We start from the raw sequence: 16257 nt of genomic DNA, 5'->3' as shown, positions 1-16257 counted from the left end.
AATAAATAGTTTCTTAAAAATAGCATTTCTAATTTGCATGGAGCTTATATCTAGCCTATATTTTTAATGGAAAATTCATCAAAGGAATGTGCAATGTCTCAAACTTTACCTGTATATCACGGCAGTTGTTTGTGTAACGGTATTCGTTATGAAATCCATGGCGAAATTGGAGATATTGTGCAATGTCATTGTCAGCGTTGTCGTAAAGCCAATGGCACAGCTTATGCCACAAATGCTCCAATTAAAGTAAGTGATTTTAAAATTACGCAAGGTGAGCATTTACTCAAAAAATTTCAATCCACTGAGACGACTCAACGTTGTTTTTGTACAGATTGTGGCTCACCTATTATAAGTATTAAATCAGATATACCTGAGTTTTATCGCCTAAGAATAGGTACTCTGGATACCGCTATTCAGCAAAGACCAACCATGCATATTTTTGCTGCATCAAAAGCTGAGTGGGACTGTATTGCAGATGATTTACCACAATATGTTGAGCGACCATAATCGCTTTAGGTTGAGGATTAAACATGATTTTTGAGACGGCATCGTTAAGCCCAACGGAAGTGTATCGACTTTTAGTCGGTGGGATTACCCCTCGACCGATTGCATGGATCAGCACTTTATCTAAAGATGGTGTCGCCAATATCGCCCCTTATTCATTTTTTAGTGTGGCGAGTTGTAACCCACCGATCTTATGGTATTCACAAGTGAACCCACAAAGTGGGCAGGATAAAGACACACTTCGAAATCTTATTGATACTCAAGAGTGTGTAGTACATATCGCTGATACAAAACTACTTGAGAAATTGAATTTGTCTTGTGCATCTTTAGCTGCTGAGCAAAGTGAATTTGAATATGCTGAGATTGCATCTTGTCCAAGCTATTCAGTACAACCCTTATCTGTTCAAGACTCTTTGGTTCGTTACGAATGTCGCTTAAGAGAAATTTTAGAGTTCAGTACACTTCCCTCTGGGGGAAAAGTTGCTTTACTCGATGTTCAGGCGATTTATGTAGATGATCGGGTCTGGAATGGAGCGATGATAGACCAAGAAAAATTAAACAGTCTTGGAAAAATGGGTGGTGATTTTTATAGTTTAACTAGTGATCTGCGTAAATTATCGAGACCGCAAATTTAATCGAGATTCAAAAAAGGAGGTTTTAATCCCTCCTCCTTTTTTAGATTATTTTACAGACAATGCCTGACCTTCAAATTTCACACCATCCCAGCCATTTTGCATAAACTGACGAATATTTTGGTGATCTGTTCCTTCAGGTGTTGCGAGCACAGATGCATAGTGTTCCGCAAATAAACTTAAAGTATCTGCTTGGTTTAAACCCTCTAATTGAGCAAAACTAAAGACTTTTGCACTTCCTTGGTTTTCAGTTGCAGCATTAAATTGAGCGCCATTTTGAAAAGCTGTAGGCGTGTGTTGATAACGAGCTTCAATAAAGGCAATAACATCAGCAAATTTTGCAGAACCATCTTTCAGTTGTGCCAATAAGGTTTGAGCCATTTTAAAATTCCATGTGCATAAAATGAATGTGAGCATCATACCATCGAATCAAGAAAGTTGATGTTTGATGCTGTGGAAACTAGACCGAATAGGGCAAGCTGTTTATGCTGTAAAAGATAAATCAAATGTATAAATAATAATGAATCGACATCATTTTAGGGTGCCTAAACACAAGCCTTTCCTCCGTTATTTTAGCTTGCTGCTTAGCTGTCAATTTATCTTACCTGTGCGCCGCTTTTTCATGCGTCTATTACCTTTTATACGATTTGAAAGTCAGGTCAGTCATATTGTGTATTTATCATTGTTAGTCGATATCGAGCAGGTTCGAGAACGCTATCCTGAGCCGGTTCATTTGTGGGAAAGACTGGGCAAAACTGTTTTTACCATTCTCAGTTACCAACATCATCATTTTGGCTTTCGTTTTCTTGGTCCATTTCGACGTTGGATGCCTTCTCCTCGACAAGGTAACTGGCGTTTTTATCTCAATGATACGGCACCTAAAACGGTCATTTTTGAACAGGTTTTGATTGACCATGCTTTATATGTTGTTGGTGGTCGTCTTGCAAGCGATGTAATGCCTGCCCAATATGCTGCAAAGTTCGAGCATCAATTTGATTCTAAACAGCAGGCTATTCAGACGGAGGTTTATCTAGATCAAGATTATTCTTTTAAGAGCCATGTCGGTATTCGACAGGAAAAAAGTTTACCTGCAACATGGCAGAATTTATTTGATTCATGGGCGGATGCTGTGCATTTTCTAGTTGATCAAGATCATGCATGGGCAGAGTGGGTTGATCAACCCCAACGAATGTCGCAAGGTGATATTCAAATGCCAGTCTGCTTCGAGCAAATTCAAGCCGCAGAAGTGCTTGCTCTAAGCCCCCCTGAACTGCTAAAGCAGTTCCAAATAGACGCTGATGCAGATGTTTTTGCTTTTGTAATTCCTGCTCTAGATTTTCACGTCTTGAATGAAAAAATATTAAATTGAACATCAAGTTGTGGATAACTGAAGCGTTATACACAGGAAAAAACATAGGTTGAGTTGTTCAAAATCTATGTTATTTTAGGATTAAGGAGATGGCATTCCTCCTTTTACAAACCGCCAAACTGGCTAATGATGCCTACGTTGTCCTGTACGGGGAGCGTAGGTTTATGCGCGCTCTGTTTATCTTCTGGAGTCCGCAGATGGCAAAAGTACTCGCTATGTTTAATGCATTACTGTCTCCAAATCTGAGTTTGGAGTAAATCATGTACTATCCACTTATCTCAATTGCATTAGGATCAATCTTAGGTGCTTGGCTACGTTGGTTGATTGGTTTAAAGCTCAATCCTATTTTTCCAGCGATTCCATTGGGTACAGTCACCGTAAATTTTATTGGTGGTTTTATTATTGGATTTGCAATTTCATATTTTTCACAAAGCGCACTTAGTCCAAATTATAAGTTATTTGTGATCACAGGGTTTTGTGGTGCATTAACGACTTTTTCAACCTTTTCAGCAGAGATCATTGCATTATTGCAACAAGGTAAGCTCAGCTATGCTGTTGCTGCGATTGTTATTCACGTGATTGGTTCACTCGTCTTTACTTTGATTGGCATGAGCTTGCATCAGTGGTTGAGTGCTGCGTAGTTCGGGAGAGAACTTATGAATGGATTCTTAATTACCTTTTATGCTGAACGCAGTCGAATGTACCAAGGTCAACCGATTGTTGAATGGTTATTGTCCGTTGCCCAACAAATGAAGTTGGGAGGTGCAACAGTCATAAATGCAACACATGGTATGGATCATCGTGGGCAAATTCATTCTGCAGGATTTTTTGAGTTGGCTGATCAGCCTGTTCAAATTCAATTCGCCGTGAATGATGAACAGGCTAGAGTGTTGTTTGAATGTCTTGAGGATAAAGCGATTTCTCTATTTTATGTCAAGCAGGCTGTTGAATATGGTGTGATTGGGCAATCATCACTGCGAGATGGATGACAAATTTTTGACATAAAAAAGAAGTCTAAGTGGAGGAGATATAACCTTAGACTTCGAATGCTTCTAATGTACAGCGTCAAACTTAAAATAAGATTAAGCTTTACGACTAAAACGACCAAATCGTTTATTGAAGCTCGCAACACGACCTTCGTTGCTTGCTTGACGTACTTCGCCTGTATAAAACGGATGTGATGCGCTTGAAATATCTAGCGTCACATAAGGGTAAACTTGACCTTGATATTCTTTAGTCTGTTTGGTTTGGATCGTGCTACCAATCAAGAAGTAAGCATCGGCATTGGTATCGTGAAATAGTACTTGTTGGTAAGCAGGGTGAATATCTTTACGCATTTTTAAGACTCCTAAAATTATATAGAAATGTTATAACATAACAATGCGTGAAGTCAATTTTGAGTATTTCAAGTTTTGCTTTGAAATGACATATAGATTTTCGTCTTTCGATTAAGTAAGGGGCACTAAGTTTTAAGAAATTTAACTAGGCACGAGTTCTTCAAATAAATCGTTCAGATTGTCATGCACTTTGAGATGAATGAGATTCCAGTAATGTCCAGATACAGTACGATTCACCATCAATGTATCGGGAGAAGGTTTAAATACATCCCAATATTTTAAAGATTTTTTCACTAGGCGCATGCCATCGTGATGTGAAGAATTTTCTGCAAAATCATAATGTGTACTGAGCGGACGTAATAAAATTTCAATCCATTGACTATAAAGTTCGCCAGGGAACTTTTCTTTTTCAGCCAATGCCTTTAATTCGACTAATAAGTCTTCAACTTGAGCAATATTTTCTTGTCGAGCAGCATTGACGAGGGATTTAAAATGTTGAACGATCTCAGGCGATAAGGTTTTTACACTACCATAATCGTAAATAATTACGCTACCATCTTCTCTAAATGCAAAGTTACCTGGGTGTGGATCGCAATGAAATCGTCTTAAAAAGAAAATTTCTTGTCCAAGCGCACGTACGATTCGACGACCAATTTGATTGCGTGTTTCGACAGACCACGTACTTGCCGTTTCGATTGATTCACCTTTTTCATAACTGAGTGTGAGTACACGGCGAGATGAATAGTCTTTATAGACGGTAGGTATAATCACTTGTTGATCGAGTTTTTCATGAAAGGTTTTAAATACTTCTAGGTTCTGGGCTTCAATTTCATAGTTCAATTCAGCTGATAGACTGTCTTGGATTTCTTTAAAAAGTTGATCTTGAAGTTTTTTATCAATTTTTAATACACCCATTAAACGTAAAGCAAGGCGAACCTGTTTTAAATCGCTTTCACAAGCTTGATCGACACCAGGATATTGTACTTTGACTACCACTGCTTGCCCATTCGGCAAAATAGCACGATGCACTTGACCGATGGATGCTGCTGCAAATGGTTCGGTTTCGAAAGAGCTAAAAATTTGGTTTAAGGGTTTGCCTAACTCTTTTTCGACTTGCTGTTGGATCGCAGCAAAAGGCATGGCAGGGGCTTGGCGTTGTAACTTAGCAATCGCTTTGGCGACTTCTGGTGGAAAAATATCTTTGTATTGAGAGGCAATCTGTCCGACCTTCATTACAGCACCTTTCATTTCTCCAAGTGTATCAGCGATTTGAATTCCGATATCTTGGAAAAGTTGGCTACGTGCTGCATTTTTTTGTTCTTCATCGGCAGTGAGATTTCGAATAGAGTTAGCCACGCTTTTGCTTGCAATACTTGCGGTCATGCCTGCCAGTTTTAAAAAGCGTTTACCGGAAGAACTCGCATGCTTTGCCATATTCGTTAGACCTCAATTGTTTTATCTCAAAGGAGTATCTTGATCATAGGGTACAAAACTTAAATTGCCTATAAGAAAATGTTAAGTGATGTAAGTCATTATTTATGAGTAGGTCGATAATAAATGAAAAGCTCAGTTGTTAGAGCTTTCCATACCATGAATACGTTAGAAACGAATATTCTTTATAGTGTTTTCTCTAAGCGTTGATTGTTTAAATACAAACGACCAATCAATAATACACAAGCAATCGTTAAGCCAATAATCAAACCTAGCCAAACACCTGCAACACCCCAAATCGTATAACGAGCTAAATACAAACCGATTGGGAAAGCAATCACCCAGTATGCCATCAGTGTAATCCACATAGGGGCTTGAGTGTCTTGCATACCACGGAGGCAGCCTGCAGCGCTTACTTGCCATGCATCCATTAATTGGTATGCCATTGCAAACCATAGCAGATACATCGCCATGGGGATCACATCTATATCATTGGTGTAGATTGCAACGATATATGGTCGAGCTGAGGCAATCAGAAGCATGGTGCACAATGCAAAGAATGTCGCACTCATCAATCCTACTTTCTGTGCTTGGCGCATAGCTTGCCAATTCTTTTCCCCATAATACATCCCGACCCGAATTGTTAAGGCAATCGCTAAGGATAAAGGAATCATAAATAACTGAGATGTGACTGAAATTGCAATTTGATGTGCTGCAATTGCGTTCTCTCCAAGTGGTCCTAATACCAACGCACCTGTGCTAAAAATACTGACCTCAAAGAAAACCGCTAAGCCAATTGGAAAGCCAAGTTTTAAAATTCGTTTAACCCAAGTTGGATCTATTTTTTCCCATTGCGTAAAAATAGGAGCTTGTTTATATGCACGCGCTTTAGAAATGTATATTGCAAGTGTAATGAACATTAACCATTGTAGAATCGCTGTCGCAAAGCCACATCCAGCACTGCCTAGAGCTGGAATTGGCCCAAAGCCATACATGAAAATGAAGTTCAGTGGAATCAGTACTAAGAGTGCCAATAAACTGATTACTGTGACTGGACGAGGATGTCCAAGCGCTTCTGAATAGCTACGTAAAGCTGCATACATCATTACAGCAGGCATACCAAAACCAATCGCATGTAGGAATAGGCTGGCTTTCGGGAGGAGATGCTCTGGTACGCCAAAGTAAGGCAACAAAAGTGGCATACATTGCAAAATAAACATTGCAACGACACCTAGAATCAATGCTACCCATAAAGATTGACGTGCGATAGTTGGAATTTTTTCAGGTGTTTTAGCACCACGTGCTTCAGCGACGAGTGGTGTGGTCGCAATCATAATCCCAGAAAACAACAGCATGATAGGAATCCACAGACCCACACCCACAGCAATTGCAGCAAGATCGCCAGCAGAAAGATGACCTGCCATAATTGTATCAATCAAGCCTAATCCAGCTTGGGCAAACTGAGTGATTAGTATTGGTAGCATCAAGTGAAACAGTTGTTTTAATTCATAGCGCTTGCTGGTTGCTTGTAACACAAAAAATACTCTTATTTATTAAAAACGGAAGAAACGTTAGCGCTGTAAAGTGAGTAAAACGCCAATAAAAATAATGATACCACCGAGTAAACGCTGCCAGTTGATAGGTGCTTTATCTGTACCTAACCAGCCAAAATGATCGAGCAGCATTGAAATAGCGATCTGACCAAAAATAACTAATCCTGAAAATGTGAGAAAACCTAATTTTGGAGCAGTATAAATACTCATGCTAATCGCATAAACACCGAGAAATCCACCAATCCATAAATACCATGGAATGCTTGAAAGTTCATGTAAATTTGGTTTAGATGCATCCTGAAAATAGACGAGTGCCGCTAAAACAGCAGTACCGATGAGAAACGAAAGAAATGCTGCTTGAAGGGGAGAGCTTAAATGTTCTCTCAATTGTGAATTTATTGCAGTTTGAAATGCCATTGCAATTCCTACTCCAAAGGCTAAAGGCAGAAAGAGTAGCAATTGGCTAGAAATTTTCATCATCATCTCAATGTAATTGTTCTTCGTTATCTCAGTCTAACTGAATACTTACAGGATGATAAGCCGTGTCTACAGAACCAGCAACAGACTCTGTAAGAGTCATGTTAAAATAGCGATGTTCTGTCATTGAGCTTCTACTTTGAGTCTGTTAAATCCAATTAATATCCCACTTTCCTTGTATATCCATATGCCTTGGTGTGTGCGTAAGTGTCCTTACTGTGACTTCAATTCACATGCCGTGCCTGATGGTCAACTCTCAATGGATTTGGAACAGCAATATTTAACAGCATTGGTCGCTGACTTTGAAACACAAGTTGAAATGGCGCAGGGAAGATTAATTCATAGTGTATTTATTGGTGGTGGAACGCCATCATTGATTTCCGCTCAAGGCTATCAGTGGCTTTTTGATCAGCTTAAAGCACGTTTAAGTTTCTCAGATGATTGTGAGATTACCTTAGAAGCAAACCCTGGAACGGTAGAGCATGATCCTTTTGCGGATTATCTTTCTGTTGGGATCAATCGCCTGTCGATTGGTGTGCAAAGCTTTGATACAGAACACTTACAACGCTTAGGTCGTATCCATTCCGCGCACAATGCTATGGATGCAATTCAGCAGGCTCGTCAAGCAGGCTTTGAGCGCGTCAATGTAGACCTTATGCATGGTTTACCCTCGCAAACTGTCGAGCAAGCTCTAACAGATCTTAAGTTGGCTGTAGAGCATGGTGCAACGCACATCAGTTGGTATCAACTTACGATTGAGCCGAATACGGTTTTCTTTCGAACGCAACCTGCTTTACCGCAAGATGAGATTTTGGAGCAGATTCAAGAACTGGGTGAAGCATATTTAATTGCGAATGGTTTTATTAATTATGAGGTGTCAGCATGGAGAAAAGAAAAGCCATCTGCCCATAATTTGAATTACTGGCAATTTGGGGATTATTTGGCGATTGGTGCTGGTGCACATGGCAAGGTCACAAGACCTGATGGAGTATACCGTTTCCAAAAAACTCGTTTACCAAAAGATTATCTTGCTAAAGTTCCTGCTGAACATCTACAAATGAAACGTATCAAGGCTGATGAGCTACCTTTTGAGTTTATGATGAATGCTTTACGTTTGAATGAAGGTGTTGCTGCTGAGCTTTATCAGCAAAGAACAGGTCTAGATTTAAATCACCTGCAAACGCCATTGAGTAAATTACGTCAGAAAAAACTATTGCTTGATGATACAAGTAAAATTGCTTGTACTGAGCAGGGGCATATTTTTTTAAATTCAGTCTTAGAATCATTCTTATAAGAACAAAAACTCCCTTTAACGAGCATTGCTAAAGGGAGCACAAATATTAAAAATTAAAGTTAATGTTGTTTACATCCATCGTTGAAATCGTAACAGGTGCATTTTGAGTCGTTGCTTTTACTGTATCGGTCGCACTGATAGTGTATTGTCCATTTACGGTAATATCAGGAGTTAATACGATTGGCAATGTACCTGTGTATGGACCTAAATAAGGTGCACCTGTACTTAAGGATAAGCTATAGGCACCAGTGTCTAAAGTCGCATTGATTGTATTTACTGTATAAGTCGTACCACCACTAGTTTGTTTTGCATTGACTTTAATTAAGTCGCTGCTTGGAGTCGCTGTTCCACTAACACGATAGTGTGTTGCTACATTTGTATTAATCGGTAATGCTTGAGTAGAAATGGTGGTAGTTTGTTCAGCGGTGACAGGAACTGATTTAATCACTGCAGTTGCATATCCAGGAGCGGTTATAACAATGTCATAGTTGCCATTAGTTTTACTTTGGACAAGTGGCATTAATTTAAAGTCACCTGTCGCTGGTACAGGAGTACCTTTAATGATTTCACCATTTTGCTGTGCATAAACGGTTGCACCTGCTTGAGCAAGGCTTGGGCTGACGAAGCCACTGATGGTTCCACTCACAACTTGTGGTGTTGCTGTGACAACTGGTTTCAGGTTGTATGAACCATTTCCACGTTTCACAATAGATTGGCATGCATCAAAATCTAAAACAAGGTCAACTAGTGTGTCTGGCTTTACATCAAATGATCCCACGACTTTATAGCCACTCTGAGCCGCGCTCGGTGTCGTCAATGCTAGCTCGGTACCTCCTGTAGGAACAACAGAGTTAACCCACTTTGATCCTTGATTTTGATCCAGAACTAAACGGATTTGTGTATAGCGCCCAGCTGGAAGAGGGGTCTGTCCTAAAGTTGTGAGAGCACCATTGGTCAGTGTAAGTAAATCTATTTTTTTAGGATTAGCTAGTTTTACTGAATACCAGCCTGCATCACTATCTTTTGCTGTACTACTGCTATGTACTTTTACCTCTTTGACAGTGACATAGACGTGATCCATTCCACAAGCAGGGTTATCGGTTAGGCTGACATTGAGCGTGCCTGTATTGTTTGAATTATTATCAGCGCTGCTTCCACCACCACATGCAACTAAGCCTAAAGAAGTTATAGCAACCAAGCTAATCAATTGAATATTCTTCATGAATAGGTCCTTTCATCCGAGAATAGTATGTAAAATTGTTTTCGGAATATAAAAGATTTTGTCAAAATACTATGTTGTATAATTATAAATATTTGTTTTTATTGATTAAATTGGTGTGAGCTGGTTTCTGTTTTATACATAAAGATAGTTTTAGATCATGATTAGATATCATTTTAGATGAAGTAATCACAAATCCTAACTTCACAGATATTAACTTCATGAATAGGCATAAAAAAACCTCATCATATGATGAGGTTTTTTAGAATTTGGTGGGTCGTCCGCGACTCGAACGCGGGACCAACGGATTAAAAGTCCGCTGCTCTACCAACTGAGCTAACGACCCTGAATGAGGATAAGTAAAATAACCTTTACTTAGACCTTAGAGAAAATCTATGATTTTTCTAAGTTAAACCTCTTACAGGCGTTTGTAAAATACATTTTACAAACTATCAAAACATTAAGTGGTGGGTCGTCCGCGACTCGAACGCGGGACCAACGGATTAAAAGTCCGCTGCTCTACCAACTGAGCTAACGACCCTAAGCAAGCGATTAAACATGCTTCGCAAGTAAAACTAATCAGTTCTAAGTGCGTCTTCGTTTTGATGTTGCGTATTCTAGCAACTTATTCAGCTAACACAAGAGGAAATTTAAAAACATCTGCATGATTGTTTATAAAAAGCACGATTTCCTCTTGTTTAGCTAAAAAATAAACTAGAAACGGTATTGATATGCCTGAATATTCTCAAAGATTTCAGCATTTACATCACAGTATCTCGTTGCGCCTGGTAATAAAACCAACAAGCGTTCATCTGTCTTGCTTGGGTCAAATGCATCTTCTTTCAGCTTATTCTTTTGATACTTAAAGGTACCTGTTGTTTCAACTTTGGCTTGTACACGTAAGAACACTGGAATCGCATAAGCTGGTAAGCATTTCTTGAATACACTGACCATTTCCGTAAGGTCATTATCATTCAGTTCAGCGCCATCGGTTAAAGTGATAGCAGCCATACCTGCACGACCATTGGTGTTTGGAATTTCTACACCATAAACAACAGCTTCAGCGATCTTTTCGTATTCAGAAACCATGTTTTCAACTTCAGTCGTTGAAACGTTCTCACCTTTCCAACGGAAAGTATCACCCAAACGATCTACAAACTGTGCATGACGGAAGCCAATATCACGTACTAAATCACCAGTGTTGAAATACGAATCACCTTTAGTAAAGACATCTTTCAAGATAACTGATTTGTTTTTCTCAGGATCAGTATAACCATCGAAAGGTGAACGGCTAGTAATCTTACCTACGAGTAAGCCGACTTGCCCTGTTTTGACTTTCTTGCAATAACCCTTGCTGTCACGTACTAGTTCGTTTTTCTCTTTGTCATATTCAACAATTGCATATGGTGTTGGAGAAAAACCAACTGTATTGTCAAAGTTGAAAATATTGCTGAAGCCAACGTTACCTTCACTTGATGCATAAAGCTCAAGGACTTCTTGAACACCAAAGCGCTCTTTGAATTTGCCCCAAATATTTGGTCTCATACCATTACCAATCATTTTGGTAACACGGTGAGCACGGTCAAGTTCTGTAACGGGTGCATCCATGAGGTAACGACATAATTCACCGACATAACCGATCGCTGACGCATTAAATTTCTGAACATCTTTCCAGAATGCACTCGTCGAGTATTTACGACGTACAGCTAAAGTTGCGCTACCAGCAATCACACCACACCAGCACACGACGACGCCTGTTGCATGATAGAGCGGTAAAGTGACATACATTACGTCATCTTTACCTAAATTTAGAATATGACCGTATGTACCATAAGCAAGTGTCCAACGGCTATGCGTGAAGATTACAGCTTTAGGCAAGCCTGTCGTACCAGATGTATAGATATAGAATAATCCATCTTTACCTGTCACAGTGTGTGTGGTTGATGGATTGAATTTAGGGAATTGATCAATTTGTTGAGCAAGATTGACATAGCCTTTAGGTGCTACACCGGCATTTTGACGAGTTTCTTGATCTGCAAACCAATGGAAACGATCTTGAGCAACAGTTAAATCTTGACGAATTTCATCTATCGCAGCTCGTACTTCTTCGCCAGCAATCACCGCGATAGGATTAACTAAGTTAATACTGTGTGCTAGAACTTTGCCGACCTGTGATGTATTTACAAGTGCAATCGTTACGCCAATTTTAGCTAAAGCAACAATAGTGGCAATCAATTCAGGGCGGTTTTCGACCATCACTGCAATTACATCACCTTTTTTTGCCCCAATCGACAAGTAGTAATGCGCAATTTGGTTTGCCCATTCGTTCAAAGCACTGTAGCTATAACGTTGATCTTCAAATAACAGGGCGATTCCTTGCGGATTACGCTTAACTGCTTTTTCAAAGGCAATTCCTAAGCCTGCTGGGGAAGTAGGCGTCCGCAAATAAGCCTGTTTAAGACCATTGAGGATATGAGGTACTTTTGTGATGAAGTTGGGAAGGCGAGTTGCGACATCACTAAGGGTAATAATATCGGTCTGTGTAGTTTGGCTCATATCAATCCTGTTTATTTTTCGATCAATCCAAAAAATGGCTATCTGTTGGAACACAACCATTAAGATCATTGTTGTTAATGCTGTTTTTTAATGGGAAGTTCCTAGAGCAATCAACCTAATCTGACAAAATAACAAAAAAGCCTAGTCATCGAAATGACTAGGCTTGTGCTTATTGTGTGCAATTTAGCAAATTATTCATTGCCAGCAGTTGCTTTTTTCGGTGGACGACCACGAGGGCGACGAGGGCGACTAGATTTATCTTTCTCTAGTTTCGCAGCTTCATCTTCCGCTTCAGTCTCATCACCTTCAACAACAGTCTCTACTTTTTCTTCGGCTACAGCAACTTCAACGGTTTCTGTTTCAGTTGCTTCTTGTTGAAGAACAGTGGTTTGTGCTTCTTCAATTGCTTCTGCAGCAGTTTCTTGAGCATCTTGCACTTCTGTTGCCGTTGTGAGCTCGAGAGGTTGCTGCTCAGGAATTGCATCAACTGGCTCTGAAGTAGAAGTTGCTGGTTCAGCTTCTTTTGCTTCAACTGGCGTCTCTGCGGTAGTTGCTGGTTGAGCTACTGAAGCGTTCGCTGCAATATGTGCTTCTTTTGCTTGTTCCGCAGCAAGTTTGGCAAGGCGACGGCGTTCACGAGGGTCATTTGCAACGCGAGTCACAGGAGCTTCAGGTGGTGTTAACGGTAACACTGGTGCAGGTTCTGCTTCCTGAGTTGGCTTCTGTGAAGGAAGAACAGCATCACGTGTAACAGGACGCTTTTCTTCAACCACAACAGTTTCTACTGCAATACTACTTGCGTATTGTTCAGCGAACTTTTGTAATGCACGGTTGAACGTTGTGACTAAACCAAATTGTTCAATCAAAATTGTGCAATCTTCACCATAGATATGGCGAATCAGACCACCAATAGTATATTGCCCTAAGGTTGGTATCTGCGAGTGCGCAATTTTAGGTGCTGGCTTTTGATTAGTATGCCCGCCACCATGATGCGAACGGCGACGTGAACGAGGATCGTTACTTGCACGTTTTACAGGCGCTACTTGAGTTGATGGCTCAACAACAGCAGTTTCTTCAACTTCTGGCTGTGCCGCTTGAGTTGGCTCAACTGTTTCTGCTGTCGCATTTACAGCTTTTACAGACTCAGTGTGAGGCACATCTAACGGTACTTTTTCTGCATTAATTGCAACGATTTCACTTTGACCTTGATCAATATTTACGATCAATGCCGTGTTCATCGCTTCCGCACGTGGTGCATCAACAACGTCCACTTTTACTTGTTGTGGATTAACTGCCGCTTCAGCTGTGACTACTGGAGTTTCATTTAAAACACTTTGGTCACGATGACGGTTTGGTCGGTTCGGACGTTGTTGGTTGTTGCGATCACGACGTGGCAAAGGCGCAGACTCATTCACTGCAGTCTCTTGATGTTGCTGCTGAGCTTCTTGAGGTTGATGACGCTTTTGCTGGCGTTTTTGATCACGTTGTTCTTGACGTTGTTCATGACGTGAAACTTGAGTCACTTCTTCATGCACTTGATTTTGTGGTTCATGTGCATGTGAGTGTTGCTCACGTTGTTCTTTATGTTTGCGCTTCTTCTGGTTTTGATTAGGACGATGAGATTTTTCGTCTTTTTCAAATGTTTCACGTGCTTCTTGTTTTGCTGGTGCTTGTGAAATATAAGCGTTATTGCTTGCAGGAGCAGGTGTTTCTACAGCTGCAGGAGCAGGGATATTCACTTGTCCAAACTGACCACGACTTACTGCGCCGTTATTGATCATTTGCTCAATCGCAGCAGCAGCGTTTTGTGCAGAACGAGATTGATCAGTAGTTTGAGCTTGTTTTTGAACAAATAAGTTCTCTAACCAAGCACAAGGGCTTGCTGATTTCTGTACAGTCGCTTGAGCTGGTTTTGCTTGTGCAGCTTGAGCTTGATGGGCTTTCTTTTGTGGTGCTGTTGCATTTTGTGCAGGAGCAGCTGGATGGCTGTGATCTGCTTCTTCTAAATGCCAATCAGAAGACTCATAACCAAGTTCTTTTTCACTTGAACGAGTTGCTTCAGTACGTTCATAGCTAGATGGGGCAAAGCCATCTGGATTGAACTGGATTTGATAATGTGGTGTTTCCAAGTGCGGGTGAGGCAACACAGTGACACGTACATTTGAAGTTTGTTCAAGATAAACAAGGCTGTGACGCTTTTCATTCAATAAGAACGCAGCGATTTCAACAGGTACTTCAACTTGAACTTCACCTTGGCGTTCACGTAAAGCAATTTCTTCAACTTTACGCATAATCGAAAGTGACAGTGAACGTAAGTCACGAACCATTCCTGTGCCATGACAGCGTGGGCACACATAACCTGTCGCTTCTTCTAAAGAAGGACGTAAGCGTTGACGGCTCATTTCCATCAGACCAAAACGTGAAAGTTGACCGAACTGGATACGTGCACGATCGCTTTGTGTCGCTTCACGTAATTTCGCTTCAACCATACGTTGGTTGCGATCTTTGGTCATGTCGATGAAATCGATCACAACTAAACCGCCAATATCACGTAAGCGAAGTTGACGCGCAATTTCTTCAGCTGCTTCTAAATTGGTATTTAATGCAGTTTCTTCAACATCGTGACCACGCGTTGATTTCGCTGAGTTAATATCAATTGAAACTAAAGCTTCAGTTTGATCAATCACAATTGAACCACCTGAAGGAAGTTTTACTTCACGTTCATAAGCGGTTTGGATTTGACTTTCAATCCCGAAGTGAGCAAATAAAGGCTCATTCAAGGTATAAGTTTTTAACTTATCAAGCTGACGTGGCATTACTGCTTTAACAAAGTTATACGCTTCGTTATATGCTTGCTCGCTATCAATCAAGATTTCTGCAACGTCATCACGTAAGTAATCACGAATAGCACGCGTCACTACCCCTGCTTCTTGGTGAACAAGCATTGGTGATGGACCTGAACTTGCAGAGCTTTGAATTTGAGCCCAAAGATCCAACAAATGTTGTAAATCCAGTTGAAGTTCTTCTTGGGTGCGACCGATACCTGCGGTACGAACAATGACGCTCATGCCACGAGGTACATTTAGAGAAGATAAAATTTCTTTTAGTTCTTCACGCACAGAACCTGAAATTTGACGGCTGATACCACCACCTTTCGGGTTGTTTGGCATAAGAACTAAATAACGACCTGCAAGAGAAATAAAGGTAGAGAGGGCAGCACCTTTGTTGCCACGCTCTTCTTTCTCAACTTGAACGAGTAGTTCAGTGCCTTCGGTGATCAGTTCACGAATGTTAGAAGTTTGACGAGGATCTGCTTTGAAATACGAGTTTGCAATCTCTCGCATTGAAAGGAAACCTTGACGCTGAGCGCCATACTCGACGAAAACCGCTTCTAAAGATGGTTCAACGCGAGTGACGTGACCTTTGTAGATGTTTGATTTTTTTTGTTCACGAGTACGGTTTTCTAAATCGAAATCGTAAAGGCGATTACCAGTGATAAGTGCAACGCGAACTTCTTCGGCGTGGGTTGCATTAATCAACATACGTTTCATGGGTGTGACACCTAATAGTGATGCACACAAACAACAAGCTCAATACTTTTGAGCAAACATCAAATTGACGCGATCAAGACTCAGAGACTACTTTTATTTGCGAAGCTCTGAAACCACTGACTGTAAATTTCCAGTTTGGGCTTTGATACGGTTGTTTCGATGTTGGCAATACTGCTTCTATCTTTGGTCTGTTGATATTTCATCTCTGTCTTGCATCTGAGAAATATGGTAAGACCCCGACATAATCAAAGTTTCCTGTACGCTTCACTGGCGGGTGAGCGGTGCATTGGATGGTGACTTTCACTGTCATTAAGCATTGAAGTCGATCCATCTG

General features: G+C 40.5%; 14 protein-coding genes, 2 tRNA genes and 1 riboswitch. Of the genes, 6 read left to right on the top strand and 10 right to left on the bottom strand.

Going from position 1 to position 16257, the window contains the following annotated elements; translation table 11 throughout:
* The first annotated feature begins 93 nt into the window (after nt 1-93).
* Both IRT38_RS16595 and IRT38_RS16590 read left to right on the top strand, forming a co-directional pair.
* Nucleotides 94-507, top strand: coding sequence for a GFA family protein (locus tag IRT38_RS16595; RefSeq protein ID WP_004916686.1), 414 nt, complete (start codon nt 94-96; stop codon nt 505-507).
* 23 nt (nt 508-530) lie between these two features.
* The gene (locus IRT38_RS16590; RefSeq protein ID WP_194598280.1) at nt 531-1139 is read left to right on the top strand and encodes a flavin reductase family protein; all 609 of its coding nucleotides are present in this window, start codon (nt 531-533) and stop codon (nt 1137-1139) included.
* 45 nt (nt 1140-1184) lie between these two features.
* On the opposite strand, the gene IRT38_RS16585 is transcribed toward IRT38_RS16590, so the two are convergent.
* Nucleotides 1185-1517: a HopJ type III effector protein gene (locus IRT38_RS16585; protein ID WP_004958735.1), complete on the bottom strand. Its 333-nt coding sequence runs from the start codon at nt 1515-1517 to the stop codon at nt 1185-1187.
* A 139-nt stretch (nt 1518-1656) separates the two neighbouring features.
* On the opposite strand from IRT38_RS16585, the gene IRT38_RS16580 reads away from it, so the two are divergent.
* The 3 genes from IRT38_RS16580 to IRT38_RS16570 all read left to right on the top strand — a co-directional run bounded on the left by IRT38_RS16580 (nt 1657) and on the right by IRT38_RS16570 (nt 3494).
* Complete coding sequence (locus IRT38_RS16580) at nt 1657-2505, top strand: hypothetical protein (protein WP_194598279.1); 849 nt, start codon at nt 1657-1659, stop codon at nt 2503-2505.
* Between the two features lie 76 nt (nt 2506-2581).
* Nucleotides 2582-2648: riboswitch (Fluoride riboswitch) on the top strand.
* A gap of 117 nt (nt 2649-2765) precedes the next feature.
* Nucleotides 2766-3146, top strand: coding sequence for a fluoride efflux transporter CrcB (gene crcB / locus IRT38_RS16575; protein ID WP_004916675.1), 381 nt, complete (start codon nt 2766-2768; stop codon nt 3144-3146).
* A gap of 15 nt (nt 3147-3161) precedes the next feature.
* On the top strand, nt 3162-3494 hold the full coding sequence (locus IRT38_RS16570; RefSeq protein WP_151805514.1) for a DUF190 domain-containing protein: 333 nt from the start codon (nt 3162-3164) through the stop codon (nt 3492-3494).
* A 93-nt stretch (nt 3495-3587) separates the two neighbouring features.
* Here the strand turns inward: IRT38_RS16570 and IRT38_RS16565 are convergent, their stop codons facing one another.
* From IRT38_RS16565 to IRT38_RS16550, 4 genes are all read right to left on the bottom strand, one after another.
* Nucleotides 3588-3842, bottom strand: coding sequence for a type B 50S ribosomal protein L31 (locus tag IRT38_RS16565; RefSeq protein WP_004916670.1), 255 nt, complete (start codon nt 3840-3842; stop codon nt 3588-3590).
* Nucleotides 3843-3983: 141 nt separating this feature from the next.
* A complete protein-coding gene (locus tag IRT38_RS16560) occupies nt 3984-5276 on the bottom strand; it encodes an AarF/ABC1/UbiB kinase family protein (protein WP_151831097.1) in 1293 nt (430 codons plus the stop codon).
* Nucleotides 5277-5458: 182 nt separating this feature from the next.
* Complete coding sequence (locus IRT38_RS16555) at nt 5459-6808, bottom strand: MATE family efflux transporter (protein WP_194598278.1); 1350 nt, start codon at nt 6806-6808, stop codon at nt 5459-5461.
* 36 nt (nt 6809-6844) lie between these two features.
* Nucleotides 6845-7306 carry a DMT family transporter gene (locus IRT38_RS16550; protein ID WP_099949258.1) on the bottom strand — a complete coding sequence of 154 codons (462 nt, stop codon included), beginning with the start codon at nt 7304-7306 and terminating at the stop codon, nt 6845-6847.
* Nucleotides 7307-7442: 136 nt separating this feature from the next.
* Between IRT38_RS16550 and hemW the strand changes: the two genes are divergently transcribed.
* On the top strand, nt 7443-8597 hold the full coding sequence (hemW, locus tag IRT38_RS16545) for a radical SAM family heme chaperone HemW (protein ID WP_112987609.1): 1155 nt from the start codon (nt 7443-7445) through the stop codon (nt 8595-8597).
* Between the two features lie 46 nt (nt 8598-8643).
* Here the strand turns inward: hemW and IRT38_RS16540 are convergent, their stop codons facing one another.
* From IRT38_RS16540 to IRT38_RS16520, 5 genes are all read right to left on the bottom strand, one after another.
* Nucleotides 8644-9819, bottom strand: a complete 1176-nt coding sequence (locus IRT38_RS16540; protein WP_112987608.1) for a DUF4382 domain-containing protein — start codon at nt 9817-9819, stop codon at nt 8644-8646.
* A gap of 267 nt (nt 9820-10086) precedes the next feature.
* Nucleotides 10087-10162: transfer RNA gene (locus IRT38_RS16535), tRNA-Lys, on the bottom strand.
* Between the two features lie 119 nt (nt 10163-10281).
* Nucleotides 10282-10357 (bottom strand) — tRNA-Lys (locus IRT38_RS16530).
* 173 nt (nt 10358-10530) lie between these two features.
* Nucleotides 10531-12372, bottom strand: a complete 1842-nt coding sequence (locus IRT38_RS16525; protein WP_112986899.1) for a long-chain-acyl-CoA synthetase — start codon at nt 12370-12372, stop codon at nt 10531-10533.
* Nucleotides 12373-12563: 191 nt separating this feature from the next.
* A complete protein-coding gene (locus IRT38_RS16520; RefSeq protein WP_112986865.1) occupies nt 12564-15923 on the bottom strand; it encodes an Rne/Rng family ribonuclease in 3360 nt (1119 codons plus the stop codon).
* Nucleotides 15924-16257: the final 334 nt, after the last annotated feature.

It is taken from the genome of Acinetobacter sp. SK-43, assembly GCF_015351505.1.
GTDB classification, from domain to species: domain Bacteria; phylum Pseudomonadota; class Gammaproteobacteria; order Pseudomonadales; family Moraxellaceae; genus Acinetobacter; species Acinetobacter junii.
The sequence above is the reverse complement of the archived record's forward strand: the minus strand, read 5'-3'. Positions and strand labels throughout refer to the sequence as shown.

Excerpts from the sequence above, each read along its gene's own strand:
- IRT38_RS16595 (WP_004916686.1), top strand. The coding sequence starts at position 94 with ATGTCTCAAACTTTACCTGTATATCACGGCAGTTGTTTGTGTAACGGT.
- IRT38_RS16590 (WP_194598280.1), top strand. The coding sequence starts at position 531 with ATGATTTTTGAGACGGCATCGTTAAGCCCAACGGAAGTGTATCGACTT.
- IRT38_RS16585 (WP_004958735.1), bottom strand. The coding sequence starts at position 1,517 with ATGGCTCAAACCTTATTGGCACAACTGAAAGATGGTTCTGCAAAATTT.
- IRT38_RS16580 (WP_194598279.1), top strand. The coding sequence starts at position 1,657 with ATGAATCGACATCATTTTAGGGTGCCTAAACACAAGCCTTTCCTCCGT.
- crcB (WP_004916675.1), top strand. The coding sequence starts at position 2,766 with ATGTACTATCCACTTATCTCAATTGCATTAGGATCAATCTTAGGTGCT.
- IRT38_RS16570 (WP_151805514.1), top strand. The coding sequence starts at position 3,162 with ATGAATGGATTCTTAATTACCTTTTATGCTGAACGCAGTCGAATGTAC.
- IRT38_RS16565 (WP_004916670.1), bottom strand. The coding sequence starts at position 3,842 with ATGCGTAAAGATATTCACCCTGCTTACCAACAAGTACTATTTCACGAT.
- IRT38_RS16560 (WP_151831097.1), bottom strand. The coding sequence starts at position 5,276 with ATGGCAAAGCATGCGAGTTCTTCCGGTAAACGCTTTTTAAAACTGGCA.
- IRT38_RS16550 (WP_099949258.1), bottom strand. The coding sequence starts at position 7,306 with ATGATGAAAATTTCTAGCCAATTGCTACTCTTTCTGCCTTTAGCCTTT.
- IRT38_RS16540 (WP_112987608.1), bottom strand. The coding sequence starts at position 9,819 with ATGAAGAATATTCAATTGATTAGCTTGGTTGCTATAACTTCTTTAGGC.
- IRT38_RS16525 (WP_112986899.1), bottom strand. The coding sequence starts at position 12,372 with ATGAGCCAAACTACACAGACCGATATTATTACCCTTAGTGATGTCGCA.
- IRT38_RS16520 (WP_112986865.1), bottom strand. The coding sequence starts at position 15,923 with ATGAAACGTATGTTGATTAATGCAACCCACGCCGAAGAAGTTCGCGTT.